General features: G+C 59.0%; 26 protein-coding genes. 16 read left to right on the top strand and 10 right to left on the bottom strand.

What is annotated here, in order from left to right:
- The first annotated feature begins 5 nt into the window (after positions 1 to 5).
- The 7 genes from sucD (at position 6) to lpdA (ending at position 8,265) form a co-directional block, all read left to right on the top strand.
- The gene (gene sucD, locus GS605_RS13160) at positions 6 to 887 is read left to right on the top strand and encodes a succinate--CoA ligase subunit alpha (RefSeq protein ID WP_152456828.1); all 882 of its coding nucleotides are present in this window, start codon (positions 6 to 8) and stop codon (positions 885 to 887) included.
- Positions 888 to 1,009: 122 nt separating this feature from the next.
- Positions 1,010 to 1,522 carry a DUF805 domain-containing protein gene (locus tag GS605_RS13165; RefSeq protein WP_171724271.1) on the top strand — a complete coding sequence of 171 codons (513 nt, stop codon included), beginning with the start codon at positions 1,010 to 1,012 and terminating at the stop codon, positions 1,520 to 1,522.
- Positions 1,519 to 2,061 carry a DUF805 domain-containing protein gene (locus tag GS605_RS13170; RefSeq protein ID WP_171724272.1) on the top strand — a complete coding sequence of 181 codons (543 nt, stop codon included), beginning with the start codon at positions 1,519 to 1,521 and terminating at the stop codon, positions 2,059 to 2,061. Before GS605_RS13165 ends, GS605_RS13170 begins: the two co-directional genes overlap by 4 nt.
- Positions 2,058 to 5,015, top strand: a complete 2,958-nt coding sequence (locus GS605_RS13175; protein ID WP_171724273.1) for a 2-oxoglutarate dehydrogenase E1 component — start codon at positions 2,058 to 2,060, stop codon at positions 5,013 to 5,015. The genes GS605_RS13170 and GS605_RS13175 overlap by 4 nt, the downstream gene beginning before the upstream one ends.
- A 3-nt stretch (positions 5,016 to 5,018) precedes the next feature.
- Entirely contained in the window at positions 5,019 to 6,533 is a 1,515-nt protein-coding gene (odhB, locus tag GS605_RS13180; RefSeq protein WP_171634952.1) for a 2-oxoglutarate dehydrogenase complex dihydrolipoyllysine-residue succinyltransferase, read from the top strand.
- A gap of 2 nt (positions 6,534 to 6,535) precedes the next feature.
- On the top strand, positions 6,536 to 6,805 hold the full coding sequence (locus tag GS605_RS13185; protein WP_152456823.1) for a hypothetical protein: 270 nt from the start codon (positions 6,536 to 6,538) through the stop codon (positions 6,803 to 6,805).
- Positions 6,806 to 6,876: 71 nt separating this feature from the next.
- The gene (lpdA, locus tag GS605_RS13190; protein WP_171634953.1) at positions 6,877 to 8,265 is read left to right on the top strand and encodes a dihydrolipoyl dehydrogenase; all 1,389 of its coding nucleotides are present in this window, start codon (positions 6,877 to 6,879) and stop codon (positions 8,263 to 8,265) included.
- 21 nt (positions 8,266 to 8,286) lie between these two features.
- Here the strand turns inward: lpdA and GS605_RS13195 are convergent, their stop codons facing one another.
- Positions 8,287 to 8,865, bottom strand: a complete 579-nt coding sequence (locus GS605_RS13195; protein WP_171724274.1) for a TetR/AcrR family transcriptional regulator — start codon at positions 8,863 to 8,865, stop codon at positions 8,287 to 8,289.
- Positions 8,866 to 8,967: 102 nt separating this feature from the next.
- Between GS605_RS13195 and GS605_RS13200 the strand changes: the two genes are divergently transcribed.
- Positions 8,968 to 9,561: an NAD(P)H-dependent oxidoreductase gene (locus GS605_RS13200; RefSeq protein ID WP_171171173.1), complete on the top strand. Its 594-nt coding sequence runs from the start codon at positions 8,968 to 8,970 to the stop codon at positions 9,559 to 9,561.
- Between the two features lie 20 nt (positions 9,562 to 9,581).
- Here the strand turns inward: GS605_RS13200 and GS605_RS13205 are convergent, their stop codons facing one another.
- From GS605_RS13205 to GS605_RS13220, 4 genes are read right to left on the bottom strand one after another with little or no spacing between them, the layout of a single operon-like run.
- Positions 9,582 to 10,187, bottom strand: a complete 606-nt coding sequence (locus GS605_RS13205; protein WP_171724275.1) for a pyridoxamine 5'-phosphate oxidase family protein — start codon at positions 10,185 to 10,187, stop codon at positions 9,582 to 9,584.
- On the bottom strand, positions 10,171 to 10,914 hold the full coding sequence (locus GS605_RS13210) for a 1-acyl-sn-glycerol-3-phosphate acyltransferase (RefSeq protein ID WP_171233122.1): 744 nt from the start codon (positions 10,912 to 10,914) through the stop codon (positions 10,171 to 10,173). The genes GS605_RS13205 and GS605_RS13210 overlap by 17 nt, the downstream gene beginning before the upstream one ends.
- Positions 10,914 to 11,813: an ABC transporter permease gene (locus tag GS605_RS13215; RefSeq protein ID WP_171724276.1), complete on the bottom strand. Its 900-nt coding sequence runs from the start codon at positions 11,811 to 11,813 to the stop codon at positions 10,914 to 10,916. Before GS605_RS13215 ends, GS605_RS13210 begins: the two co-directional genes overlap by 1 nt.
- Positions 11,810 to 12,487: a cell division ATP-binding protein FtsE gene (locus GS605_RS13220; RefSeq protein WP_152456816.1), complete on the bottom strand. Its 678-nt coding sequence runs from the start codon at positions 12,485 to 12,487 to the stop codon at positions 11,810 to 11,812. Before GS605_RS13220 ends, GS605_RS13215 begins: the two co-directional genes overlap by 4 nt.
- Before the next feature lie 182 nt (positions 12,488 to 12,669).
- Between GS605_RS13220 and GS605_RS13225 the strand changes: the two genes are divergently transcribed.
- Entirely contained in the window at positions 12,670 to 13,410 is a 741-nt protein-coding gene (locus GS605_RS13225; RefSeq protein WP_171634958.1) for a zinc-ribbon domain-containing protein, read from the top strand.
- A 3-nt stretch (positions 13,411 to 13,413) separates the two neighbouring features.
- Here GS605_RS13225 and GS605_RS13230 read toward each other — a convergent pair whose 3' ends face one another.
- From GS605_RS13230 to argH, 5 genes are all read right to left on the bottom strand, one after another.
- Positions 13,414 to 15,957, bottom strand: a complete 2,544-nt coding sequence (locus GS605_RS13230) for a TIGR02302 family protein (RefSeq protein WP_371807760.1) — start codon at positions 15,955 to 15,957, stop codon at positions 13,414 to 13,416.
- Between the two features lie 37 nt (positions 15,958 to 15,994).
- Complete coding sequence (gene lysA / locus GS605_RS13235; protein ID WP_171634961.1) at positions 15,995 to 17,260, bottom strand: diaminopimelate decarboxylase; 1,266 nt, start codon at positions 17,258 to 17,260, stop codon at positions 15,995 to 15,997.
- A gap of 62 nt (positions 17,261 to 17,322) precedes the next feature.
- Entirely contained in the window at positions 17,323 to 17,478 is a 156-nt protein-coding gene (locus GS605_RS13240) for a hypothetical protein (protein ID WP_171229797.1), read from the bottom strand.
- Positions 17,479 to 17,565: 87 nt separating this feature from the next.
- On the bottom strand, positions 17,566 to 17,781 hold the full coding sequence (locus GS605_RS13245) for a hypothetical protein (protein WP_224854660.1): 216 nt from the start codon (positions 17,779 to 17,781) through the stop codon (positions 17,566 to 17,568).
- Positions 17,763 to 19,151, bottom strand: a complete 1,389-nt coding sequence (argH, locus tag GS605_RS13250; RefSeq protein WP_171634964.1) for an argininosuccinate lyase — start codon at positions 19,149 to 19,151, stop codon at positions 17,763 to 17,765. The genes GS605_RS13245 and argH overlap by 19 nt, the downstream gene beginning before the upstream one ends.
- 21 nt (positions 19,152 to 19,172) lie before the next feature.
- Here argH and GS605_RS13255 point away from each other — a divergent pair, with 21 nt between their 5' ends.
- The 7 genes from GS605_RS13255 (at position 19,173) to GS605_RS13285 (ending at position 24,159) form a co-directional block, all read left to right on the top strand.
- Complete coding sequence (locus GS605_RS13255; protein WP_171724277.1) at positions 19,173 to 19,739, top strand: TlpA disulfide reductase family protein; 567 nt, start codon at positions 19,173 to 19,175, stop codon at positions 19,737 to 19,739.
- Positions 19,740 to 19,830: 91 nt separating this feature from the next.
- On the top strand, positions 19,831 to 20,160 hold the full coding sequence (locus tag GS605_RS13260) for a hypothetical protein (protein ID WP_152456810.1): 330 nt from the start codon (positions 19,831 to 19,833) through the stop codon (positions 20,158 to 20,160).
- 59 nt (positions 20,161 to 20,219) lie between these two features.
- Positions 20,220 to 20,606: a hypothetical protein gene (locus GS605_RS13265; protein ID WP_171724278.1), complete on the top strand. Its 387-nt coding sequence runs from the start codon at positions 20,220 to 20,222 to the stop codon at positions 20,604 to 20,606.
- Positions 20,603 to 21,574, top strand: coding sequence for a sterol desaturase family protein (locus tag GS605_RS13270; RefSeq protein WP_170346335.1), 972 nt, complete (start codon positions 20,603 to 20,605; stop codon positions 21,572 to 21,574). Before GS605_RS13265 ends, GS605_RS13270 begins: the two co-directional genes overlap by 4 nt.
- A gap of 93 nt (positions 21,575 to 21,667) precedes the next feature.
- A complete protein-coding gene (locus GS605_RS13275; RefSeq protein WP_171634969.1) occupies positions 21,668 to 21,856 on the top strand; it encodes a hypothetical protein in 189 nt (62 codons plus the stop codon).
- 103 nt (positions 21,857 to 21,959) lie between these two features.
- Complete coding sequence (locus tag GS605_RS13280) at positions 21,960 to 22,793, top strand: EAL domain-containing protein (RefSeq protein ID WP_171724279.1); 834 nt, start codon at positions 21,960 to 21,962, stop codon at positions 22,791 to 22,793.
- A 190-nt stretch (positions 22,794 to 22,983) separates the two neighbouring features.
- On the top strand, positions 22,984 to 24,159 hold the full coding sequence (locus GS605_RS13285; RefSeq protein ID WP_170346332.1) for an acetyl-CoA C-acetyltransferase: 1,176 nt from the start codon (positions 22,984 to 22,986) through the stop codon (positions 24,157 to 24,159).
- The last annotated feature ends 175 nt before the right edge of the window (positions 24,160 to 24,334 follow it).

Below are 24,334 nucleotides of genomic sequence, written 5' to 3' on the forward strand. Positions count from 1 at the left end.
ACAAAATGGCAGTCCTCATTGACGAAAACACCAAAGTGATCTGTCAGGGCTTTACCGGCTCGCAGGGTACATTCCACAGCGAACAGGCCATTGCCTATGGCACCAAGATGGTCGGCGGCGTCACCCCCGGCAAAGGCGGGATGGAGCATCTGGGCCTGCCCGTGTTCAACTCGGTCCACGAGGCCAAGCACGTGACCGAAGCCAACGCCAGCGTGATCTACGTGCCGCCGCCTTTTGCGGCGGATTCGATCCTCGAAGCGATTGATGCCGAGATGGAAGTAATCGTCTGCATCACCGAAGGCATCCCGGTTCTGGACATGATGAAGGTGAAGCGCGCGCTGGAAGGCAGCAAGTCGCGTCTGATCGGCCCGAACTGCCCCGGTGTCATCACGCCCGACGCCTGCAAGATCGGCATCATGCCCGGCCATATCCACAAGCGCGGCTCGGTCGGTGTTGTGTCGCGTTCCGGCACCCTGACCTATGAGGCCGTCAAGCAAACCACCGATGTGGGTCTGGGCCAGTCCACCTGTGTGGGCATCGGCGGTGACCCGATCAAAGGCACCGAGCATATCGACGTGCTGGAATGGTTCCTGGCCGATGACGAGACCGAGTCGATCATCATGATCGGTGAGATCGGTGGTTCGGCCGAGGAAGAAGCCGCGCAGTTCCTGGCGGATGAGGCCAAGAAGGGCCGCAAGAAGCCGACAGCCGGTTTCATCGCGGGCCGCACAGCCCCTCCGGGCCGCCGCATGGGCCACGCGGGCGCGATTGTCGCTGGCGGCAAGGGCGGTGCCGAGGACAAGATCGAAGCCATGCGCAGTGCTGGGATCGTCGTGGCCGAAAGCCCGGCTCAGCTGGGCGAGGCTGTGCTGGAAGCGATTGGGTAAGCTGTGATTGCCCATAGCGCATATGTGCTGAGGGCAGCGCCCGACCGCGGGTGGGTGCAAAGCGCCCGCCCATGGGGGCGGTCGGGCGCTGCCCGGCGGTGTCGCCGGGCAGGTGGGTATTGATGGTACCAATGCAGGCCATATCGACCGGATTTCGGAAAACCTTTGTTTGCTCCGGCAGAGCCACACGCTCAGAATTCTGGTGGTTTGCACCGGTCGCGCTTGTCTTGCCGATCGTTACAGCAACACAGCTTAAATGGCAGAAAGCCGAGACTTGGGGCATCTGGCAACTGTTTGTCGTTATGGTAGCCTGTGTCCCTCTGCTATCGGCCATGAGCCGCCGGTTGCAAGATACTGGTGAGGAGGGTCGTCAGGCATTCTATCCATTCATGCCTTTAATTATTCTCTGGTTAGGTTATCAGGTGACATACTGGCTTGGGTTAGTCCTGCTAGCCGGTAGCGGTTTCGGCATCCTCTTTCTCGGGTTGTTCGTCATCGTGCTTATCACCGCAGCGCTCCTTATTGGATTTATCACAAGCGCACTGGTTGCAGCCAACGTTCTTGGCATGATGCTTGTAGCATCAGATCCGCAAAGCAATCGCTTCGGAGCGCCCGAGGGAGGAGTGACACCATGACCTTCTCCGACGCCATCCGCACCTGTTTTGCCAATGTCTTCACCTTCTCAGGTCGTGCCTCGCGGCCCGAGTACTGGTTCTTTTTCCTGTTCATCGTGATCTGGAACATCATTGCCGGCATCATCGACTGGCAGTTCTTCACTCAGGTCGCGATCACCGAAAGCGATGAGGTGAAGTCCGTCACCGCAACGTCCTCGGCTCCGGTGCAGAGCATCGTCGGCCTGATCGTCTTCTTCCCGCATCTGGCCGTTGCGTGGCGGCGGATGCACGACACCGGGCGCAGTGGGCTGTATGCTCTGCTGCCGATCCTGCTGATCCTTGGGGCCTTTGTCGTCCTGATCTTTGGTATCGGGATCGCCTCGAGTTTCCAGCATGGCGGAACGCTCGACATTTTGTTTACCCGCGCAACATTGCTGATCGTCATCCCGACACTTATCGTTCTGGTGGTGTCGCCCCTCCTGGTGCTGTGGTGGCTGACCCGCCCCAGCCAGCCAGGCACCAATCAATACGGTCCCAACCCACATGAGGTAGCCCAATGACCGAACACTCGCCCAATACTGCCTTTCACGCCTCCAGCTTCATGCAGGGGCACAACGCCGAGTACCTGGAACAGCTTTATGCGCAGTACACCAAGAACCCCGGTGCGGTAGACGCTGCCTGGGTCGAGTTCTTCAAGGCCATGGGTGACGCCGCGCCGGATGTGCAGCGCGAGGCCGAAGGGCCTTCGTGGGCGCGCACGGACTGGCCGCCCATGCCAGCGGATGATCTGACCGGTGCGTTGACCGGCGAGTGGGCCGAGATTGACGCCAAGGCCGCAGGCAAGAAGATCAAGGAAAAGGCCGCCGACAAAGGTGTCGAAGTCAGCGATGACCAGATCAAGCGCGCGGTGCTGGACAGTCTGCGGGCGCTGATGCTGATCCGGGCCTATCGGATCCGGGGCCATCTGGCCGCCGACCTTGACCCGTTGGGGATGCGCACGGCATCCAATCACCCAGAGCTGGATCCAAAGACCTACGGCTTCACCGATGCCGACATGGATCGCCCGATCTTTATCGACAACGTTCTGGGACTTCAGGTCGCCTCGATGCGGCAGATCGTCGAGATCGTCAAGCGGACCTATTGCGGCACCTTTGCGCTGCAATACATGCATATCTCGAACCCGGAAGAGGCCGCTTGGCTGAAAGAACGGATCGAGGGGTATGGCAAGGAAATCGCCTTCACCAAGGAGGGCCGCAAGGCGATCCTGAACAAGATGGTCGAAGCCGAGGGCTTTGAGAAATTCCTGCACGTCAAGTACATGGGCACCAAGCGCTTTGGCCTGGATGGCGGTGAGGCGCTTATTCCGGCGATGGAGCAGATCATCAAGCGTGGTGGTGCGCTCGGCCTCAGCGATATCGTGATCGGGATGCCGCACCGGGGCCGTTTGAACATTCTGGCCAATGTGATGGGCAAGCCCTATCGCGCCATTTTCAACGAATTCCAGGGCGGCAGTTTCAAACCCGAAGACGTGGATGGTTCGGGCGACGTGAAATACCACCTCGGTGCTTCAAGCGATCGCGAGTTCGACGGCAACAGCGTGCACCTGTCGCTGACGGCGAACCCGTCGCATCTTGAGGCGGTAAACCCTGTGGTTCTGGGCAAGGTCCGCGCCAAGCAGGATCAGTTGGGCGACACGGACCGCACCAAGGTCATGGCCATTCTGCTGCACGGGGATGCGGCCTTTGCCGGACAGGGCGTCGTGGCCGAAGGCTTTGGCCTGAGCGGTCTGCGCGGGCATCGCACCGGCGGGACAATGCATATCGTGGTGAACAACCAGATCGGCTTTACCACCGCGCCGCATTTCTCACGCTCCAGCCCTTATCCGACGGATATCGCGCTGATGGTCGAGGCGCCGATCTTCCACGTGAACGGGGATGACCCCGAGGCAGTTGTTCATGCAGCCAAGGTGGCGACCGAGTTCCGCCAGAAGTTCCACAAGGACGTGGTCATCGACATCTTCTGCTATCGCCGGTTCGGTCACAACGAGGGCGACGAGCCCATGTTCACCAACCCGATCATGTACAAGAAGATCAAGACGCATAAGACCACTCTGTCTTTGTACACTGAGCGCCTCGTCAAGGATGGCCTGATCCCCGAGGGTGAGATCGAGGATATGAAAGCGGCCTTCCAGGCTCATCTGAACGACGAATTCGAGGCCGGTAAGGACTATAAACCCAACAAGGCCGATTGGCTGGATGGGCGCTGGTCGCATCTTGACAAGAACAAAGACGAATACATGCGCGGCGAGACGGCGATCACGCCGGAAACCATGGCCGAAATCGGGGATGCCCTTACCCGCGCACCAAGCGGATTTGCCATGCACAAGACGGTTGGTCGTCTGCTTGAGCACAAGAAACAGATGTTTGAAACCGGTAAAGGCTTTGACTGGGCCACTGGTGAGGCGTTGGCTTTCGGATCCTTGCTGACCGAGGGCTACCCGGTACGCCTTGCAGGGCAGGACGCCACGCGCGGCACCTTCAGCCAACGCCATTCCGGATTCGTTCATCAGGAAACTGAAGAACGGTATTACCCGCTGAACAACATTCGCGCAGGTCAATCGCATTACGAAGTGATCGACTCGATGCTGTCCGAATATGCAGTGCTCGGCTTCGAATACGGATACTCGTTGGCCGAACCAAATGCGCTGGTCCTGTGGGAAGCCCAGTTCGGGGACTTCGCCAACGGCGCGCAGATCATGTTCGACCAATTCATCAGTTCGGGTGAATCGAAATGGCTGCGGATGTCCGGCCTGGTCTGTCTGCTGCCGCACGGGTTCGAGGGGCAAGGCCCCGAACACTCGTCGGCAAGGCTGGAGCGGTTCCTGCAAATGTGCGGTCAGGACAACTGGATTGTGGCGAACTGCACGACGCCTGCGAACTATTTCCACATCCTGCGCCGCCAACTGCACCGGACATTCCGCAAGCCGTTGATCCTGGTGACACCGAAATCACTGCTGCGTCACAAACTGGCCGTCAGCACCGCCGATGATTTCACCACCGGATCCAGCTTCCACCGGGTACTGTGGGATGATGCACAGAAGGGCAATTCCGACACCAAACTGGTGGCGGATGACAAGATCAAACGTGTGGTGATGTGTTCCGGAAAAGTCTATTTCGACCTGCTGGAGGAACGCGATGCTCGCGGCATCGACGACATTTATCTGATGCGGATCGAACAGTTCTATCCTTTCCCGGCGCATTCTCTGATCAACGAGCTTGAACGGTTTAAGAATGCCGAAATGGTCTGGTGTCAGGAAGAGCCCAAAAACCAAGGTGCGTGGACCTTTATCGAACCCAATATCGAATGGGTTCTGTCCCGGATCGGCGCGAAACATACCCGTCCGGCTTATGTCGGTCGCGCAACCTCGGCCTCGCCCGCGACGGGCCTGGCCAGCCAACACAAAGCCCAACAAGAAGCGCTGGTTAACGAAGCGCTGAGCCTCGAAGGAAAATAAGCGATGACGATTGAAGTTCGTGTTCCCACGCTTGGCGAGTCGGTCACCGAAGCCACTGTTGCAACATGGTTCAAAAAGCCCGGTGATGCGGTCGCCATGGATGAGATGCTGTGTGAGCTTGAGACTGACAAGGTGACGGTCGAAGTGCCCTCTCCCTCAGCTGGCGTGATGGGTGAGATTGTGGCCGCCGAAGGCGACACGGTTGGTGTCGATGCTCTGCTGGCGACGATTGCTGCCGGTGAAGGTGCGGCCGCGCCTGCCCCGGCAACAGCCGCAGCACCCCCCGAGGCCGCACCCTCTGCATCGGGCGGGTCGGTTGACGTGATGGTGCCCACGCTTGGCGAATCTGTGACTGAGGCGACTGTTTCGACCTGGTTCAAGCAAGTCGGCGACAGCGTCGCGCAGGACGAGATGCTGTGTGAGTTGGAAACCGACAAAGTCTCGGTCGAGGTACCCGCCCCGGCTGCGGGTGTTCTGGCGGAAATCGTCGCGCCGGAAGGTGCAACCGTTGATGCAACCGCCAAGCTGGCAGTCATCTCGGGCGCGGCCGCAGGCGCAGCCCCTGCACCGGCAGCTGCTGCTGCGGCTCCTGCTGCGGCAAGCACCGGCAAGGATGTTGCAAATGCGCCGTCTGCCGAAAAGGCGATGGCCGAAGCCGGGTTGTCAGCCGATCAGGTCACCGGCACCGGTCGCGATGGTCGCATCATGAAGGAAGATGTCGCCAAGGCAGTCGCGGCTGCTTCGGCCCCCGCACCTGCGGCGGCTGCGCCGGCGCCCGTTGCTCAGGTTCCGCGCGCACCGGTTGCTGCCGAAGATGAGGCTCGCGAAGAGCGTGTACGGATGACCCGTCTGCGTCAGACCATCGCCAAGCGCCTGAAGGATGCGCAGAACACCGCCGCGATCCTGACCACCTATAACGAGGTGGACATGACCGAAGTCATGGCCCTGCGCAATCAGTACAAAGACCAGTTCGAGAAGAAGCACGGTGTGCGCCTGGGCTTCATGTCCTTCTTCACCAAGGCCTGCTGCCATGCCCTGAAAGAAGTGCCCGAGGTCAATGCCGAGATCGATGGCACCGACATCGTCTACAAGAACTTCGTTCACATGGGCGTTGCGGCCGGCACGCCGCAGGGTCTGGTGGTTCCGGTCATTCGCGACGCGGACAGCATGTCCTTTGCAGCCATTGAAAAGGCCATCGCCGAAAAGGGCAAGCGCGCCCGCGATGGCAAGCTTTCGATGGCCGAGATGCAGGGCGGTACCTTCACAATCTCGAACGGTGGCGTCTACGGCTCGCTGATGTCCTCGCCGATCCTGAACCCCCCGCAGTCGGGCATTCTGGGCATGCACAAGATTCAGGAACGACCGATGGTCATCAATGGCGAGATCAAGATCCGTCCGATGATGTATCTGGCCCTGTCCTATGACCACCGCATTGTTGACGGCAAGGGCGCGGTAACCTTCCTGGTTCGCGTGAAAGAGGCGCTTGAAGATCCGCGCCGCCTGCTGATGGATCTGTGACCATGGCGACACATGTACTCTGGCAGGCCGATGTGGCCGATTTCGACGCCTGGCTGAAAGTGTTCCGCGAGGACAAGCCGATGCGCAAGGCCGCGGGTATCCGCGACCTGCATGTCTGGCGCGACCCCGATCAGAAGGACCATGCGATCGCGATGTTCGAGGTGATCAACCTGGACAAGGCCAAGGCATTTTTCGGATCCGAAGAATTGGCAATGCACCATGAACGAGGCGGCATTGCGCATATCTCGATCAAGCTGCTGGAACCCGTTTGACAAAGATATTCCCGACCCGCCAGATCGGGTCGGGAAAGCGCCGGATCGTCCGGTCGGTTTAGGAGAATGTAATGGCAAACTATGACGTCATCGTAATCGGCGCCGGACCCGGCGGCTATGTCTGCGCGATCCGCTGCGCTCAACTGGGCTTGAAAACCGCTGTGGTCGAGGGGCGCGAAACGCTGGGTGGCACTTGTCTGAACGTGGGCTGCATCCCGTCAAAAGCTCTGCTGCATGCCAGCCATCAGCTTCATGAAGCCGAACACAACTTTGCCAAGATGGGCCTGAAGGGCAAATCGCCTTCGGTCGATTGGAAACAGATGCAGGCCTACAAGGATGAGGTGATCGAGGGCAACACCAAGGGCATCGAGTTTCTGTTCAAGAAGAACAAGATCGACTGGCTGAAAGGCTGGGGCTCGATCCCTGCGGCCGGCAAAGTTCAGGTTGGCGATGAAATCCATGAAACCAAGAACATTATCATTGCGTCAGGCTCCGAACCGTCCTCGCTGCCCGGTGTCGAAGTCGATGAGAAAGTCGTTGTGACCTCAACCGGAGCGCTGTCTCTGGGCAAGATCCCGAAGAAAATGGTGGTGATCGGCGCGGGTGTGATCGGGTTGGAACTGGGTTCGGTGTACAGCCGCCTGGGCGCAGATGTAACGGTGATCGAATTCCTCAAGGACATTACGCCGGGCATGGACCCTGAGGTGCAGAAGACATTCCAGCGTATCCTCAAGAAACAGGGGTTGAACTTCATCATGGGTGCAGCGGTGCAGAAAACCGAAGCAACCAAGACCAAGGCCAAAGTGACATACAAGCTGCTCAAGGACGACAGCGAGCATGTGATCGACGCCGATACCGTGCTGGTGGCCACCGGGCGCAAGCCTTATTCCGATGGTCTGGGGCTGGACGCTCTGGGCGTCGAGATGACCCCGCGCAGCCAGATCAAGGTGGGTGCGGACTGGCAGACCAACGTACCGGGCATCTACGCCATCGGCGACGTGATCGAAGGCCCGATGCTGGCGCACAAGGCCGAAGATGAAGGTATGGCCGCGGCGGAACAGGTTGCGGGCAAGCATGGGCATGTGAACTATGGTGTCATTCCGGGTGTGATCTATACGTGGCCCGAGGTCGCCAATGTTGGTGAAACCGAGGCGACGCTCAAAGAACAAGGCCGTGCCTACAAGGTCGGCAAGTTCATGTTCATGGGCAACGGCCGCGCCAAAGCCAACTTTGCCTCTGACGGGTTCGTCAAGATCCTGGCCGACAAGGAAACCGACCGTATCCTGGGCTGCCACATCATCGGCCCCGGCGCAGGCGACCTGATCCATGAGGTCTGCGTGGCGATGGAATTCGGCGCATCCGCCGAAGATCTGGCCCTGACCTGCCACGCGCACCCGACCTATTCCGAGGCCGTGCGCGAGGCCGCACTGGCCTGCGGCGACGGTCCGATCCACAGCTGACAACCTTGACCCCGGCAGCGATCAGCCTGTCGGGGTCAACCAGGCATCCAGATAGGTCTCCAACCTGTCGGTGAAAGTCGTCGCGGAATGCAATGCGCAGAATCTTAGTGACATGGCCTGAATGGCAAAGGCCTGCACACCTTCGGCCAACAACTCGGGTGGCACAACCTTGCGCACCTCTGCATCTTCGAGCCACAGCATCACGATGCGGAAATATCGCTCAAAACAATAGGCCACCGGTCCTATTTCGGCGACAGCCGTAGCACCGGAATACCTGATCAACAAATCGAATACATATCGCTCGGACGTCATGAAACTGTGAACCGGTTCCAGCGCAGTGACGATTTCTGCAACAGTTTTGGGCGGTGTTCCGGCCTCGGCCTGATCCAGACAGGCGTTCAGCTTGTCTGCGATCAGAATTTCCATCAGCGCATCCTTGTCGTGAAAATGCGCGAAAAAGGTGCCCTTCGCGACCCCAGCGGCCTTCACGACCTCTTCCACCCGTAACGCTTCATATCCGCCATTGCGGATGACCTCTTCAGCGGCCGAGAGAAGCTTGGCGCGGGTCTTGATCGTACGTTTCTGAATTGTCTTTTGCATACGGCTCAATCGCATAATTTCTGACCGTGGTCAAATTTTTATTGACCGTAGTCATTTTTTGATTCTATAAATTGACCACGGTCATTTTTCAGGAGATACCCGATGCAACCGAAAAAGATTCTCATCCTTGACGGACACCCCGCAGAAAGCAGCCTGTCACGCACATTTGCCGAAACATACAGAGACGCGGCCCGCAAAAACGGGCACGATGTACGGTTGGTTCATCTGAGCGATCTGCAATTCGATTTTGACTTCGGTCAGGGCAATTATCACGACTTCAAACCACTTGAGCCGGTTCTGGAACAAGTGCTTCAGGACTTTGAGTGGAGCGACCACCTGGTCCTGACCACCCCGATGTGGTGGGGCGGCCTTCCAGCCAAACTCAAAGGACTGATCGACCGAATGTTCATTCCGGGACGAACCTTTGACACACGGAACACCACCAAGATCGGATTTCCGGCGCCCATGCTGACTGGGCGTACTGCACGCGTCATCCTGACGTCAGACACCCCGGGATGGTTCATGCGCCTGATATACCGGCAGGCGCTAATCCGTCAGGTACGGGACCAGATTCTTGGGTTCGTCGGCTTCAAACCAACCCGTTTCACCTATTTTTCCGGCGCAAGCTATCCCAAGCCCGGCAGCGTAGATCGCTGGGTGGAAAAAGTATCAAGGATCGGGGCCGCTGCGGTTTGAACCACAGCCGACACCCACATCTACCACATCGTTTTTGCGGCGCGTGCAGGCCATTCCTCGTCATATTGCGCGCCGCCTTCCGCGCCGTCTGATGCCTCGGACAGAAGCTGACCTATCGTGGGAAGATCGCCGCTGTCATCACCGCTTGACCAGATGCGCGCCCGGATCAAAGCACGGGCACATTGGCTGTATATCTCGGCGATTTCAACGACGATAACGGTCGCCGGGCGTTTGCCGACCTTCTCGAATTGGTGCCGCAGGGTCTCATCCGCCGTTACCCGCGCCAACCCGTTCACCCGAACGACGTTGTTGGCCCCCCGAACAAGAAACATCAGCGAAACACGTGGATCGCGCACGATATTGCGCAAACTGTCCAGACGGTTGTTGCCGCGCCAGTCCGGCAGAGCCAGCGTATTCGCATCCAGCTCTTTCACCACCGGGCCATCATCGCCCCGAGGGCTACCATCCACACCTTCAGGGCCAACTGTGCTGAGCACACACAGGCGCGATGCAAGGATCCACTTGCGATAGAGGGGCGTCAGTTGATGAACGACCTTTCGCAAGGACGGAGCACCGGGCCGACCATACAAAGATTCAAGCGTTTCGATGTCACGAATGTGCTCCATCCGGATCAAACCCCACTTCCCGCATCAACTCGTTGGAACGCGTTTCTATCACATCTTCCAGCCGGGCAAGGAATTCGTCCCGACCAACACCCGGCTCGATTGGGTCGAGGAAATCGACGATCGCAAGGCCCGGTTTGCGCATGACACCCGTTCGGGGCCAGAAGACGCCGGCATTCGTCGCGACCGGAACGCAGGGAAAGCCGAGCCCTTCGTAAAGAACGGCTGTTCCAACCTTGTAAGGTTTCTTCGCACCGGGCGCCACACGTGTCCCTTGCGGGTAAATCACTAGCTGCCCGGGTTCCGAAAACTCTTTCGATACATCCTTGACCATCTTGGTCACGGCAGCACCGCGCTTGCCGCGATTGACCGGAATACAGCCAAGTCGCCGCGCATACATTCCAATGACGGGTGTAAACAAAAGCTCGCGCTTCATGATGAACTTGCCGTGCGGAATGGCATCAAAAATTATGATGATATCAAGAAACGACTGGTGTTTTGCGGCTATGACCACTTCATTCGTTGGAACCGTACCCCGCACTTCACACCGAATGCCAACCATCCAACGAGCCAGCCACATGGTGCTGCGCGCGTAGGTCTTGCACGCCCTCAGGGCGCCAGCCTTGGAAAACAGTGCATAGGGCAGAAAGACAATGCCAAGGATCAGCATCCAGGCGTAGATCACGATCATGAAGATCAATGACCTAACCCATTGAACAGCCATCAACATCAGGAAAGCTCCTTCAATTTGCGTCGGGCCGCAGCCCAAGTAGCAAAAAACGCGACCATGGCACCAAGGATCGGGATAAGAACCGGCAACGCCCAGTCTTTGCCCTGAAAGCCGACGCCGGCCAGAAAACCACCCGATTCCGAGGCTTCGGGCAGCATCAGAACACCGGTCATGCCCAGCAATGTACCGACTGATGCCCCAAAGAATGCGCGATATGTAAACCGCCTTACGAATGCGCCCGCTATGAACCCATCGCGTGCACCGACCAGGCGCAGCACTTCGATGATCTGGGCATTTGCGGCAAGCGACGCATTGGCGGCAAGAGTAATCATGGCCGCGGTCGCACCACCGATCAGCAGGATCGAAATCCACCCCAGACGACGCAGGGACATCGCCGCATCAACCAAAGGCTCCCGCCACCGCGTATGATCATCCAGCACGGCGCCCGGCACCTCGGCCCCCAGTCGCAAACGCAACCCAGCCACGTCGATGCCCGGTTCGGTTTCAATGATCTCGATAAGCTGCGGCACGGGCAGCGTATCCAGCGGCAGATCCGGCCCGAACCAAGGGGCAAGCAACGCCGCCTGCTCTTCCTGCGTCAAAGCACGGGCCGAGGCCACGCCAGGCGTCTGGCTCAGAACGGTCAGCGCGGCCTCGGTCTGGGCCGCACGCTGTTCCACTGGCGCGTTGATGCGCAGGGTTGCAGCTCCGGCCAGTTCCGAGGCCCAGCGATCCGCAATGCGCCCCGAAGCCAGAGACAGGGCCAGTGCGAATACTGCAAGAAACGCCATCGCACCCGCGACAAACAGGGTCAGGTGTGCCGTATATCCCGTTGGGGGAACAACCCGGTCTGCCCGTTTGTCACCGCGCAACAGATTTTTGAGATCAGGAATGATCATAGATCCGCCCCCGCCAGTTGCAGCTTGCGCTGCGAAATACGCAGGACACGAGCCTGTACCTGGCTTTTGGCCGCGCGGATCAGGCTCAGATCATGGGTGGCGATCAGGACGGTTTTGCCCATCCGGTTCAGTTCGATCAGAAGACGCAGCAGCCGTTGCGACATTTCCCAGTCAACATTGCCCGTCGGCTCATCCGCCAAAACCACGTCAGGCGACAATATGACGGCACGCGCCAGAGCGGCCCTTTGCCGCTCGCCGCCGGACAGTTCAGGCGGGAGCGCTTCGAGCCTGGCGCCAAGTCCCACCCAGCTGAGCAGCTCGGTCAGGTTTTCCTGCTCGGATGTTTCCGAACGCCCGGACACCATCAGCGGCAACGCGACGTTTTCGGCAAGCGTCATGTGGTCAAGGAACTGACAATCCTGATGCACGACACCAACGCGGCGACGCAATACGGCCAGCTGGTCGCGATCAAGGGTTGAAATATCCTGGTCAAACACACTCAACCGCCCCGAGCTCGGCAGCAGGGCACCATAGCACAGCTTGAGCAACGTGGTCTTGCCCGCCCCGGAAGGCCCGGTCAGAAAGTGAAACGAACCCGGCTGCAATTGTACCGAGACATCACTCAGCAACTCGCCGCCACCGTAGGTGTAGCTGACATTTTCCAGCTCGATCACACGTGCCCCCGTTATTTTGCCGCTCTTCTTGCCCGAGCATGGTGATGGTTTCAATGGCTCTACCGGGTCCAATTGGTGACACTTGACCCGCGAAACCGAAAACGCTCTTTGCTGTTGGGTCTTAACCGAATATCATTCCTGAAAAAACTATTATCGGCCCTTCGCCCGGCCGAGGAGGCAGCATGCGTCTTACATGTCCGAATTGCAGCGCGCAGTACGAGGTTCCTGACGAGGTCATCCCCGAGGAAGGCCGCGACGTACAGTGTTCCAACTGTGATCAGACCTGGTTTCAAGCGAAGCACCCTGCCGAAGCCGCAGGCGCACCGGACAAAAAAGCGGAAACCCCCGAACAGGATGACACATCGCCCGACGTGGTCGACGCTCCGCAAGACGCCGAGCCGGGTCCTGTTGAAGAAGCGGTATCCGAAGACAAGCCAGAAGTTGAAGAACCCGCTGCGCCTACAGGGAATGTCGATCCGTCCGTTGCCAGCATTCTGAAAGAGGAAGCTGCCCGCGAAGCGGAATTGCGGGCGCAGGAAGGCAGCAGCCTTGAGAGCCAGCCCGATCTGGGGCTGGATACGCCACCAGAACCCAAGGTGCGCCCCAAGCGGCCTTCGGCTTCGGAAACCGCTGTCGATGCCGGGCAGAAAGACGCGCTGCCGGATGTTGAAGCCATCAATTCGACAATGCGATCTGACGAGTCGGAAGAAGTCCCGCAGCCACCCCGCAAATCGGGCGGATTCCTGCGCGGCTTCGCGTTGATGCTGATCATCGGCGTGGTTCTGTATCTGATCTATGGCAATGCCCAACAGATCAGCGAAGCGGTCCCTCAGGCCGACCCGTTGCTCAGCTCATACGTGTCGCTTGTGGATCAGGCGCGTATCTGGCTTGAAGCACAGGCTGGATCCGGTGCCCAGAACTGAGGTCTAGAACCTCTCCAACAAACGTTTCAGGTATTCCAGTTCGATCTGGGGGCGGTCCGATTCCCCGGTTCTGCGCCGGATTTCATCCAGCAGTTCCCGCGCCCGGCGATACACGTCTTCGCCTTGCAGCAAATTCTCATCTGTTGAAATCGAACCGGCGGCACCCGGATTTCGGCCCAGCGGATCGCGATTGTTGGCTTGCATGTCGCCATCCTGCGTTCCTTGCCCCGGTTGGTTCTGCTGGTTCTGCGCCATCGCCTCACCCAACGAACGCATCCCTTCGCGCAGGGCTTCCATCGCCTCGGATTGCCGGTCGATGGCTTCGGCCAGATCATCCCCACGCAGGGCCTGTTCCGCCTCGTCCATGGCGCGCCCGGCCCGGTCCAGCGCCTCGCGCGCGGCGTCACCTTCGGGCGTACCGGCGCCGGGCAAACCCTGTTGCTGGCGGCTCAGCTCATCTCTTAGCGCTTGCTGCCGATCCGCAAGTGAGCCTTGACCCTGCTGGCCTTCGCCAGCCTGATCCGAGCCTTCCCCCTGACCGCCCTGACCTTCGTGGCTTTGCCCCCGGCCTTGCCCGCCATTGCGTCCCTCATTGCCCTGGCTTTCACCGGATTGAGCACCTGGATTAAACTGTTCCTGCAAATCACGGAAGGCCTGATCGCTCAGACCTTGTTGCTCGCGCAGGGTTTCCGCAAGACCTTCCATGGCCTGCTGACCTTCGGACTGCTGCCCTCCGCCCTGGCCCTGAGTCACACGCATGTTTTCCATCATCTGCTGGAACTCTTCCAGTGCCTGCTGGGCTTCGGCCATCCGGCCCTGTTCCATGAGCTCCTGAATGCGGTCCATCATGCGTTGCAGATCATCCTGCGTCATTTGCAGGGACTCGCCGTTCTGGCCCTGCTGACGCTCACCATCTTCGCCGTTCGGCTGGGCCAACCGTTGCAGTTGTTGGAGGTAATCCTGCGTCGCTTCGCGCAATTCCTGCATCAGTTCCGCGATTTCCTCGTCGCTGGCGCCGTTCTTCATTGCTTCGGTCAGACGTTCCTGCGCGCGCCGCATCCGTTCCAGCGCATCCGCAAGCGTGCCGTCCTCGATCAACACGGCAAGATCCCAGAGCGCCTGGGCGATCTCTGCCTGCTGTTCGGGTTTCAGCCCGTATTGATCAAAGGTCTCAAGCCGCCGCAGCACGACCCTCAGACGCAAATAGGCAGTTTCCGAGCGAAACAGGTCCTCTGGCAGATGAGATACAGCCCGCAGCAGTTGCGCGATCCGAGGCGCATTGGACCGCGACCACAGCAGATCGCGCCGTTGTTCGATCACCGCAGCGGCCAGCGGATCAAAGAACCGGCGGGCCGGAAGATCGGTCACATAAGGTTCGGAAGACGATTGCTGATCCGCCGCGTCCGTGGCCATCAAGGTGATCCGAACCGGCAAATGCGCCCATGGGTGTTGCGAGAAATCCTCGATCAGATCTTCTGCAAAATCCACCCGGTCGCCGGTGATCGGCATAGGCAGTTCAACTGCGATCGCTTCGCGTGGTTCGGGCTCTGCCGCCAGACCATAGCGGCGATCAACGGCAGCCAGATCCAGTTCGATCAGGGCAGAGCCTGCAACCACACCATAGTCATCTCCTGCGACGAATGGCAGCTTCATCTGCCCGCCCGCCTCGGCCTCAGCCGATCCAGCCACGGCTATCTGTGGTGCCGTGTCGTCAATGATCTCAACGGCCCATTCCCGCCCCGCTGGCCCGTCGATGCGCAATTGGCCAGAGCGTTCTGCCACGAACTCCTGCTCGGGGTCGGTCGCCGCCTCGGCCCCCAGGGCCGAGCTGTTTTCCGTCAGGCTATGTGCGCCAACCTCACCATAAAGCCGCAAGGTAACGCGGCTACCCTTGGGAACGGCAAGCTCTGCATCCGTTTGGTCCGCAAGATACAGCGTTGGAAGGCCCGTATAGCGCGGAGGTTCGACCCATCCTTCCCAAGTCGGCCCCTGCCCGGCGGCAGCAGTGCCCGGGGCCATGTCCGCCACAGACCCCACGCGCCACAAAGAGCCGAAAACAAGCGCTACGACAAAAGCCAGCAACGCCGCGTAGCGCAGTGCATAAGGATCTCGCGATGCCAGCCGAAGGTCTGGTTTCACGGCCTCGGCCGTCGCGACCCGTTGCGCCATCCGGGCTTTGTGGGCTTGCCACAGCGCCACGGAATCCCGATCGGCCGCACCGATAGCCTGATCATCCATCAAGGCCTGAATTGGGCGTCCCGGCAAGGTCTCATCCAGCCGCATCAAAACCTCGGCGCGCGAAGGCAACTTGAGACCCCTCAGGCCAAGCACCGCAGCCGTCAAAAACGACCCCAAGGACAGCGCGCCGACCGCCCAGACAATTTCCACGGAAACAACATCTTGAAGCCCCAGCATCAAAGCCGCAAGCAGAGCAAGTACAATCGAGAACGCCGGCCAGAACGCGCGCAACACCTGTTCTGCCACCATGCCGACATGAGTCAGCCACACGGACAGGCGCGGAATGGGCAGGTTTGAACGGTCGGACAAGACGGGCCTCCGGGGTTAGGCCCGCGCGATCATCGCGTCAAAGCCATGAAGGTATGGTATCGCGGTTTATGATTTCGTCAAAGCTTGGTCGTTCACGAATGACTGCAAATTGATCACCATTGACCAGAACCTCGGGGATCAGCGGGCGGGTATTGTACTCGCTGGCCATCACCGCGCCATAGGCACCCGCGCTGCGGAAGGCGATCAGGTCACCCGATTTGAGCGGCGGCATGTTGCGTTGTTTGGCAAAAGTGTCACCGGATTCGCAGACCGGGCCCACGATGTCATAAGGGCGCTGTTCCACACCGGCGACAGGTTCCTGCACCGCGACGATATCGTGGTAAGCTTCGTACATTGCCGGGCGGATCAGGTCATTCATCGCCCCATCAAGGATCAAAAAATCGCGACCTTCGCCTGATTTCACGTAGATGACCTTGCTAACCATGATCCCGGCGTTGCCCGCGATCAGGCGGCCCGGCTCGATCTCGATCTCACAGCCAAGATGCCCCAATGTTTTCTTGACCAGCGCACCATATTCAATCGGCAAGGGGGGTGCGTTGTTCGACCGGGTGTAAGGAATGCCCAGACCGCCACCCAGATCGAGACGCCGAATGTTGTGACCTTCAGAACGGAGGCGTTCGGTCAGCTCGGCTACTTTTGTGTAGGCCAGCTCATAAGGCTCAAGTTCGGTCAGTTGCGAGCCGATATGGACGTCGATGCCGATCACCTCCAACCCCGGCAAGCTGGCAGCGTGGGCGTAAACTTCCGAGGCACGGGCAATCGGAATGCCAAACTTGTTCTCGGACTTGCCCGTGGCAATCTTGGCATGGGTCTTGGCATCGACATCCGGGTTCACCCTTACAGTAATCGGCGCAACCACACCCAATTCTAGTGCAACGGCGTTGATCACTTCCATCTCGGGCTCGGATTCGACGTTGAACTGACGGATGCCGCCGGTCAGTGCGGTACGAATCTCATCCGCCGTTTTACCCACGCCAGAGAACACGATTTTGTCGCCCGGAACGCCCGCCGCCTTGGCGCGCAGGTATTCCCCGCCCGAAACCACGTCCATCCCTGCGCCCGCCTTTGCCAGAGTTTTCAGGATCGCCTGATTGCTGGCCGCTTTCATCGCATAGCAGACAAGGTGGTCCGTGCCGTCAAGCGCATCGTCAAACAGCTGAAAATGCCGCAGCAAGGTTGCTGTGGAGTAGACATAGAACGGCGTTCCGACCGCGGCAGCGATTTCGGAGACAGGGACATCCTCGGCGAATAGCGCGCCGTCGCGGTAGAGAAAATGATCCATGTCTGCGCGCTTAGACCAGAAGATAGCTTCGGATCAATGGATTCCGAACCCATCGACCAAGTTTAATTTCGGGTCGAAACTCCAACCCGGCCATAGCCCGAGATCGAAACTCCGGTGCCCGATTGTTTGGGCTCTGCCGCAGGTTCCGGGCGTCTTGCCGATGTAGGTTCGCAAGCCGTCAAAGCCGCAAATACCAGAAACAGTCCTAGTGTTCTCATTTCAGTATCTTTTCTTTGGATGACATGCGCACCGACATGCCAACTCACGTTGGTGGATATAAAACCGATGCGCAATATGAAAGTGGTTTAGAATCCCAGGTAGATCCCCAGCGGGCCACGGCTCAGACCTACGCCACCGCCTACATACGCTCCGCCAGAGCCGACACCGACGGTTGCACTGACAGTTGGCTGAGCGGGCGCTGGCTGAACGGGCTCACCATCGGCTCCGCATCCGGCCAGCATCAGGCCGGACCCTGCAATCAGAATCGCGCGCAGCACGGTCATCACACCATTGCCTTCCATCGTTCAACCTGAGCACGCACCTGATCAGGAGCTGTGCCACCATAGGACTGGCGTGAGTTTACAGAATTTTCGACTCCAAGGACAGAGTAGACGTCATTTGTGATCTCGGCATGGACCGACTGCATGTCGTCCAGCGTCAGATCGGGCAGGTCGCAGCCCTTCTTCTCGGCCATGGCCACCAGCGATCCGGTAACATGATGCGCGTCGCGGAAGGGCAGGCCCAGCACCCGAACCAGCCAGTCGGCCAGATCGGTCGCGGTTGAAAAGCCCGAGCCGGCGGCGGCGGCCAGGCTGTCGCGGTTGGCGGTCATGTCCTTGACCATGCCTTCCATCGCGGCCAGCGCCAGCATCCAGTTGTCGGCGGCGTCAAAGACCTGTTCCTTGTCTTCCTGCATGTCCTTGGAATAGGCCAGTGGCAGGCCCTTCATCACCATCATCAGCGCCGTGTTGGCGCCAAAGATCCGACCCACCTTGGCGCGGATCAGCTCTGCCGCATCGGGGTTTTTCTTCTGCGGCATGATCGACGATCCGGTTGAGAACCGATCCGACAGGGTAACGAAACGGAACTGCGCCGAAGACCAGATCACCAGTTCCTCGGCAAACCGCGACAGATGCACGGCGCTGATCGAGGCCACGGACAGGAACTCCAGCGCGAAGTCACGATCGCTGACGGCGTCCAGCGAGTTGGCGGCAGGCCGGTCAAAGCCCAGCGCCTCGGCCGTCATATGGCGGTCGATGGGGAACGATGTCCCGGCCAGCGCCGCAGCACCCAGTGGCGATTCGTTCATCCGGGCGCGGGCGTCACGAACGCGGGACAGATCACGGCCAAACATCTCGACATAGGCCATCATGTGATGGCCCCATGTCACCGGCTGCGCCGTTTGCAGGTGGGTAAAGCCCGGCATGACCCAATCAGCCCCGGCCTCGGCCTGCGCCAAAAGCGCGCGGATCAGGGCCAGCAAGCCGCTCTCAGCAGCGTCCAGCTGATCACGAACCCAGAGCTTGAAATCGGTTGCGACCTGGTCATTGCGTGACCGGCCTGTGTGCAAACGGCCTGCGGGCTCTCCGATGATCTCTTTCAGACGTGCCTCGACATTCATGTGAATGTCTTCCAGCGCGGTCGAGAACTGGAACTCTCCGTTCTGGATTTCTGACAAAACGGTGAGCAGCCCTTCCCGAATGGCTTCGGCGTCACTATCACTTATGACGCCTGTGGCTGCCAGCATGGCCGCATGGGCGCGCGAGCCTGCGATGTCCTGGGCTGCCATCCGCTGATCGAACCCGATCGAGGCGTTGATTGCCTCCATGATCGCGTCTGGACCGGCGGCAAAGCGGCCGCCCCACATCTGGTTCGAGGATTGATCGGTCATGTAAGAAAACCCGGAGTTGATATGCGCCTATTTCGTCTGATCCCCCTTTATATGGCCCTTGCGCTGGGTGCAAATGCCGCCTTGGCGACCGATGCCGAGACGCTTGCCCCTCTGCGGGAAGAGAGCCTGAAACGTCTTATCCTGCACAAGGAACCGAAACCCGCCAAATCAATCGAATTCCAGCTGGAAGATGACGGCGGTGTCGGCACGCTTGCCGATTATGAGGGCAAGTTTGTGCTGCTGAATTTCTGGGCCACCTGGTGTGCGCCCTGCCGCAAAGAGATGCCTCAGATCGCTGAACTTCAGGAAGAGTTCGGCGGCGACAAGTTTCAGGTTCTGACACTGGCCACGGGCCGCAACTCGCCTGCCGGCATCAAAAAGTTCTTTGAAGAGAACGGCATCGCCAACCTGCCCCGTCACCAGGACCCCAGTTCAGCCGCTGCCCGTGAGTTCGGCGTCATCGCCTTGCCGATCACGGTCATCCTGAACCCCGAAGGGCAGGAAATCGCCCGGCTGATCGGCGACGCCGAGTGGAACTCGGACAGTGCGAAGGCGATTATCTCGACGCTTGTGGAATCCAATAGCTGACGAATGGCGCAGCGTCCGCCTGTTTGTGATACACTCGAACCGGCCCAATTGGGCCGGTTTTCGTTTGTGACCTTATAGGAAGGAGGCGACGATGAAGCCGGTGGTTCTTTTGATCGGACGGTTGCCAAATGTGATCGGTGATGTGGCACGGCAACTGGATCATCTGCCGATTCAGTGGCTGGGCGCACATGACACGGACGAGGTCCGGAAACAGCTGGATGCCGAGCCCCGAATTGCCTGCGCCATCTTGGGCGCGGGGCTTGACGACACGATCCGTGGTGAAATGGTGGGCATAATTGCCGCCCGGCGCCCGGATATCTGCATCCATCTGAAGGATCGTACATCCGGCCCCGAGGGGCTGGTGCCCTTCGTCGAACGTGTGGTGCAACACGAGATACTGGAACGGCTGGAAAACAGCTGACGCAACGCCACCTTTGACAGAGTTTCAACTCCTTTGCACTCTGCGCTCAGGAGGATGGAATGCCACTTGAAATTCTACTGACGCTGGTCGTCGGCGGCATAGCTGGTGTCACCCTGTTATTGCATCTCACCGGCAAATCGCAGCAAGTGATGCTGACGCCCGACATTGCACGATCACAATGGGCACGTCACTTTCCGGACGATGATGTGGTCGACGTCACGGTTTCCCATGATGGCCACGCCGCGATGGTGCGCACCAGTTCAGGCAATGGGTTGCTTTGGTCCTTCGGGGCCGACACCGTGGCCCGGCATCTGCTGGACTATGATCTTCTGGATCATCCGGAAGGATTTGAGATTCTGTTTCACGAATTCTCGGTGCCCAAAACACTCATCCGACTGGACGAATTCGAACGCCATCACTGGCGTGACCTGATGGAGCCCGCATGACAGACCAAATTAGTTTTCCCGATGCGGTGCAATGGGCCGTTCCCTTTTTCATCGCAGCAATTCTGGCCGAGTTTCTGTGGATCGCAGTCAAAGGCAAAGGCGGGCGTTATGAAACACGCGACGCGGTGACTTCTTTGATCATGGGGGCCGGAAACATCGCATCGGGCTTTTTGCTGGGCTTTATCGCCTATGCGTTTTTCATGTGGCTTTGGCAGATCACGCCGATGAACCTGGGTACGTCAATTCCGGTTATCATCCTGTGCTTTGTCCTGGACGATCTGCGTTACTACTGGGTCCACCGCTTTGGCCATCGCATCCGCTGGGTCTGGGCCAGCCACGTAAACCATCACAGCTCGCAGCACTACAACCTGACGACCGCGCTGCGGCAGACCTGGACTTATACGTTTACTTTCATGATGGTCGTACGCGCCCCACTGATCCTGCTTGGGTTCCATCCTGCGATGGTTTTGTTCGTCGGTGGCCTCAATCTTATCTATCAGTTCTGGATTCACACCGAGGCCATCGGCAAGATGCCCCGCTGGTTCGAGGCGGTAATGAACACCCCCAGTCACCACCGCGCCCATCACGGCCGCAACGCACGCTATCTGGATTGCAATTATGCCGGGGTGTTCATCATCTGGGACAAGCTGTTCGGCACCTTCGTCCCCGAGCAGGAGGACGACCGGGTGGACTATGGCCTGGTGCACAATATCGGCACTTTCAATCCCCTGCGGGTGGCCTTTCACGAATGGGTGGCCATCTGGCGCGACGCGACCCAGCCGGGTTTGACCCTGAAACAGCGGCTGGCCTACTGCTTTGCCCCACCTGGGTACAGCCATGACGGCAGCCGGGACAGTTCGGAACAGATCAAGGCCAAGCATCTGGCGCGCCACCCGGAAGACCGCGGAACGCCCGGTTTTGAGCATCTGGACAAAAAGCTGCCCAGCGGACAAGCAGAACAGGCTTGAAACAGCCGGCTGCACCCTGATTGTGCCTTGAATCTCGGCCATTGAGCGCCATATCAGACGACAGGCGCCGTGTGTGAGTGAGCGAGGGTCTTTATGAATCGTTTGACAACCATTTCAACCTTTTTCGGCCTGTTCGGCCTGTTGATGGCCATGCTCGCAGCCCTTGGGGGCGCCGTTGCAGCCCTGATCGCATTGGGTTTTGCAATGATGGCGCTAGGTGCGATGGGCGCGATACTTGGCGCGGCAGCTTCTTTGACACGCGCGTGGCAATCCACCCGCTGAGCCCGCGAGACGGAAATTTTTCCGAACCCTTAACCGCAGATTCATCTCTTTGCCCCGAGACTGTGACCGGACACCTGTCCCGGACACATGGGAATCCGCGCTTATGGGAAATAAAAAACTGGCACATCTGCCTGAGGGGTCGGAAAGTCCGTTGAATACGGCCGTTTCGACGCGGGATCGTTCGGTTGTGCAGATGGCAACCGATGCAGTGAAGCATAAGCAGTGCAAACTGGCTTTTCAGCCGGTGATACAGGCGCACGCCCCGTACCGAGTCGCGTTTTACGAAGGGTTCATTCGGGTTCTGGACGAAACCGGCCGCGTCATCCCGGCGCGAGAATTCATGCCTCAGGTCGAAAACACTCCTATCGGCCGCGATCTGGACTGCGTCGCGTTGGAGCTTGGGTTGCGCACATTGGCGAGGAACCCGGAAATACGCCTGTCGATCAACATGTCTGCGCGCTCGATCGGTTATTCCAACTGGTCCAGAATACTGGACAGATTCCTGAAACGAGATGCCGGATTGGGCGAACGCTTGATCCTCGAAATCTCCGAAAGCTCGGCCATGCAAGTGCCTGAGCTGGTTGTCGACTTCATGGACCGCTTGCAGGATCGCGGCATCGCTTTTGCGCTGGATGACTTTGGCGCCAGCAATTTCAGCTTTCGCCATTTTCGCGAGTTTCTGTTCGACGCAGCCAAAATCGATGGCCAGTTCGTGCGGGGCATCAGCAACGATCCCGACAACCAGACTTTGGTGCGGGCCCTGATCGCGGTGGCCCGTGAATTCGAAATTCTGGTCACGGCCGAATCGGTTGAAACGCAGGAGGATGCCGCTTTCTTGGTGGCAAGTGGCGTGGATTGCCTGCAAGGATTCTTGTATGGCGCACCCAGTGTTGCGGAACCCTGGAAGCAGGAAAACAGATCAAAAACAGGCAGTTGATTGCCTGTTCATCGACATTTTCCTACCATTTCCGACACTGAGACAAGCTGCCCGTTGCTGCATGTGCAGCGTTACGCTATTGCAAGAGTACTTGAGCGGGGGATCACGGGGCGCTCTTGTTTCGAGAGGACATCTTTCGACCTGCGCCGTCAGAAATTCCGCTGTCCCATGACGGTAAAGGACTGATCATATGACCAACGTAGTAATCGCATCCGCCGCACGAACAGGTGTTGGCAGCTTCAGTGGTTCGTTTGCGAACACACCTGCCCATGATCTGGGCGCTGCCGTTCTGGAAGCAGTTGTCGAGCGCGCCGGAGTGGAAAAAGGCGAAGTCAGCGAAACCATCATGGGGCAGGTTCTGACAGCCGCCCAGGGGCAGAACCCCGCACGTCAGGCCCACATCAACGCCGGTCTGCCGCAGGAAAGCGCGGCCTGGGGAATCAACCAGGTTTGTGGCTCGGGCCTGCGCGCCGTTGCTTTGGGCGCCCAGCATATTCAGCTGGGAGACGCGGAAATCGTCGCTGCTGGTGGTCAGGAAAACATGACGCTGTCGCCCCACGCCGCCGCGCTGCGCGCCGGTCACAAGATGGGCGACATGAAGTATATCGACACAATGATCCGCGATGGCTTGTGGGATGCTTTCAACGGCTATCACATGGGTCAGACTGCCGAGAATGTTGCAGAGAAATGGCAGATCAGCCGCGAGATGCAGGATGAATTCGCCGTTGCTTCGCAGAACAAGGCCGAAGCAGCACAAAAGGCCGGCAAGTTCGCAGACGAAATCGTGCCCTTCACCATCAAGACCCGCAAGGGCGACATCGTGATGGACAAGGACGAATACATCCGTCATGGCGCAACCATGGAAGCCATGGCCAAACTGCGTCCGGCCTTCACCAAGGACGGTTCGGTCACCGCTGCCAACGCCTCGGGATTGAACGACGGCGCGGCCGCGACACTGTTGATGTCAGCCGAAAACGCCGAAAAGCGGGGAATCGAACCTCTGGCGCGCATCGCGTCCTATGCGACCGCCGGTCTGGACCCGTCAATCATGGGCGTCGGCCCGATCTATGCATCGCGCAAAGCACTGGAAAAAGCAGGCTGGTCGGTAGACGATCTGGACCTGGTCGAAGCCAACGAAGCCTTTGCCGCACAGGCCTGCGCCGTGAACAAGGATATGGGCTGGGATCCGTCGATCGTGAACGTAAACGGCGGCGCCATTGCCATCGGCCACCCGATCGGCGCTTCGGGGTGCCGTGTTTTGAACACCCTGCTATTCGAAATGAAGCGTCGCGATGCGAAAAAGGGTCTGGCGACCTTGTGCATCGGCGGCGGCATGGGCGTTGCCCTTTGTGTGGAGCGCGACTAAGCGCGTTGGCAATCAAATAGAATTAGGCGCCCGGTGGGCGCCTTTTTTTGTTACATTGAGGTTCCAACCGTTGGATGCGACGATATTGCCGCCCGGAATCCAAGATTCAAGACGAAACAATATTGCGCACAACCATCTCTCAGAGTAACAGCATTACTAAGACGACTATAATTGA

Origin of the sequence: Ruegeria sp. HKCCD7559 (assembly GCF_013110575.1) — a bacterium.
In the GTDB taxonomy this organism is placed as follows: domain Bacteria; phylum Pseudomonadota; class Alphaproteobacteria; order Rhodobacterales; family Rhodobacteraceae; genus Ruegeria.

Coding starts and splice junctions, on each gene's coding strand:
- GS605_RS13270 (WP_170346335.1), top strand. CDS start 20,603: ATGACAGACCAAATTAGTTTTCCCGATGCGGTGCAATGGGCCGTTCCC.
- GS605_RS13280 (WP_171724279.1), top strand. CDS start 21,960: ATGGGAAATAAAAAACTGGCACATCTGCCTGAGGGGTCGGAAAGTCCG.
- GS605_RS13175 (WP_171724273.1), top strand. CDS start 2,058: ATGACCGAACACTCGCCCAATACTGCCTTTCACGCCTCCAGCTTCATG.
- GS605_RS13200 (WP_171171173.1), top strand. CDS start 8,968: ATGCAACCGAAAAAGATTCTCATCCTTGACGGACACCCCGCAGAAAGC.
- GS605_RS13205 (WP_171724275.1), bottom strand. CDS start 10,187: ATGGAGCACATTCGTGACATCGAAACGCTTGAATCTTTGTATGGTCGG.
- lpdA (WP_171634953.1), top strand. CDS start 6,877: ATGGCAAACTATGACGTCATCGTAATCGGCGCCGGACCCGGCGGCTAT.
- GS605_RS13260 (WP_152456810.1), top strand. CDS start 19,831: ATGAAGCCGGTGGTTCTTTTGATCGGACGGTTGCCAAATGTGATCGGT.
- GS605_RS13225 (WP_171634958.1), top strand. CDS start 12,670: ATGCGTCTTACATGTCCGAATTGCAGCGCGCAGTACGAGGTTCCTGAC.
- GS605_RS13215 (WP_171724276.1), bottom strand. CDS start 11,813: ATGATCATTCCTGATCTCAAAAATCTGTTGCGCGGTGACAAACGGGCA.
- GS605_RS13165 (WP_171724271.1), top strand. CDS start 1,010: ATGGTACCAATGCAGGCCATATCGACCGGATTTCGGAAAACCTTTGTT.
- GS605_RS13255 (WP_171724277.1), top strand. CDS start 19,173: ATGCGCCTATTTCGTCTGATCCCCCTTTATATGGCCCTTGCGCTGGGT.
- lysA (WP_171634961.1), bottom strand. CDS start 17,260: ATGGATCATTTTCTCTACCGCGACGGCGCGCTATTCGCCGAGGATGTC.
- odhB (WP_171634952.1), top strand. CDS start 5,019: ATGACGATTGAAGTTCGTGTTCCCACGCTTGGCGAGTCGGTCACCGAA.
- GS605_RS13195 (WP_171724274.1), bottom strand. CDS start 8,865: ATGCAAAAGACAATTCAGAAACGTACGATCAAGACCCGCGCCAAGCTT.
- GS605_RS13285 (WP_170346332.1), top strand. CDS start 22,984: ATGACCAACGTAGTAATCGCATCCGCCGCACGAACAGGTGTTGGCAGC.
- argH (WP_171634964.1), bottom strand. CDS start 19,151: ATGACCGATCAATCCTCGAACCAGATGTGGGGCGGCCGCTTTGCCGCC.
- GS605_RS13170 (WP_171724272.1), top strand. CDS start 1,519: ATGACCTTCTCCGACGCCATCCGCACCTGTTTTGCCAATGTCTTCACC.
- GS605_RS13275 (WP_171634969.1), top strand. CDS start 21,668: ATGAATCGTTTGACAACCATTTCAACCTTTTTCGGCCTGTTCGGCCTG.
- GS605_RS13210 (WP_171233122.1), bottom strand. CDS start 10,914: ATGTTGATGGCTGTTCAATGGGTTAGGTCATTGATCTTCATGATCGTG.
- sucD (WP_152456828.1), top strand. CDS start 6: ATGGCAGTCCTCATTGACGAAAACACCAAAGTGATCTGTCAGGGCTTT.
- GS605_RS13240 (WP_171229797.1), bottom strand. CDS start 17,478: ATGAGAACACTAGGACTGTTTCTGGTATTTGCGGCTTTGACGGCTTGC.
- GS605_RS13245 (WP_224854660.1), bottom strand. CDS start 17,781: ATGGAAGGCAATGGTGTGATGACCGTGCTGCGCGCGATTCTGATTGCA.
- GS605_RS13265 (WP_171724278.1), top strand. CDS start 20,220: ATGCCACTTGAAATTCTACTGACGCTGGTCGTCGGCGGCATAGCTGGT.
- GS605_RS13185 (WP_152456823.1), top strand. CDS start 6,536: ATGGCGACACATGTACTCTGGCAGGCCGATGTGGCCGATTTCGACGCC.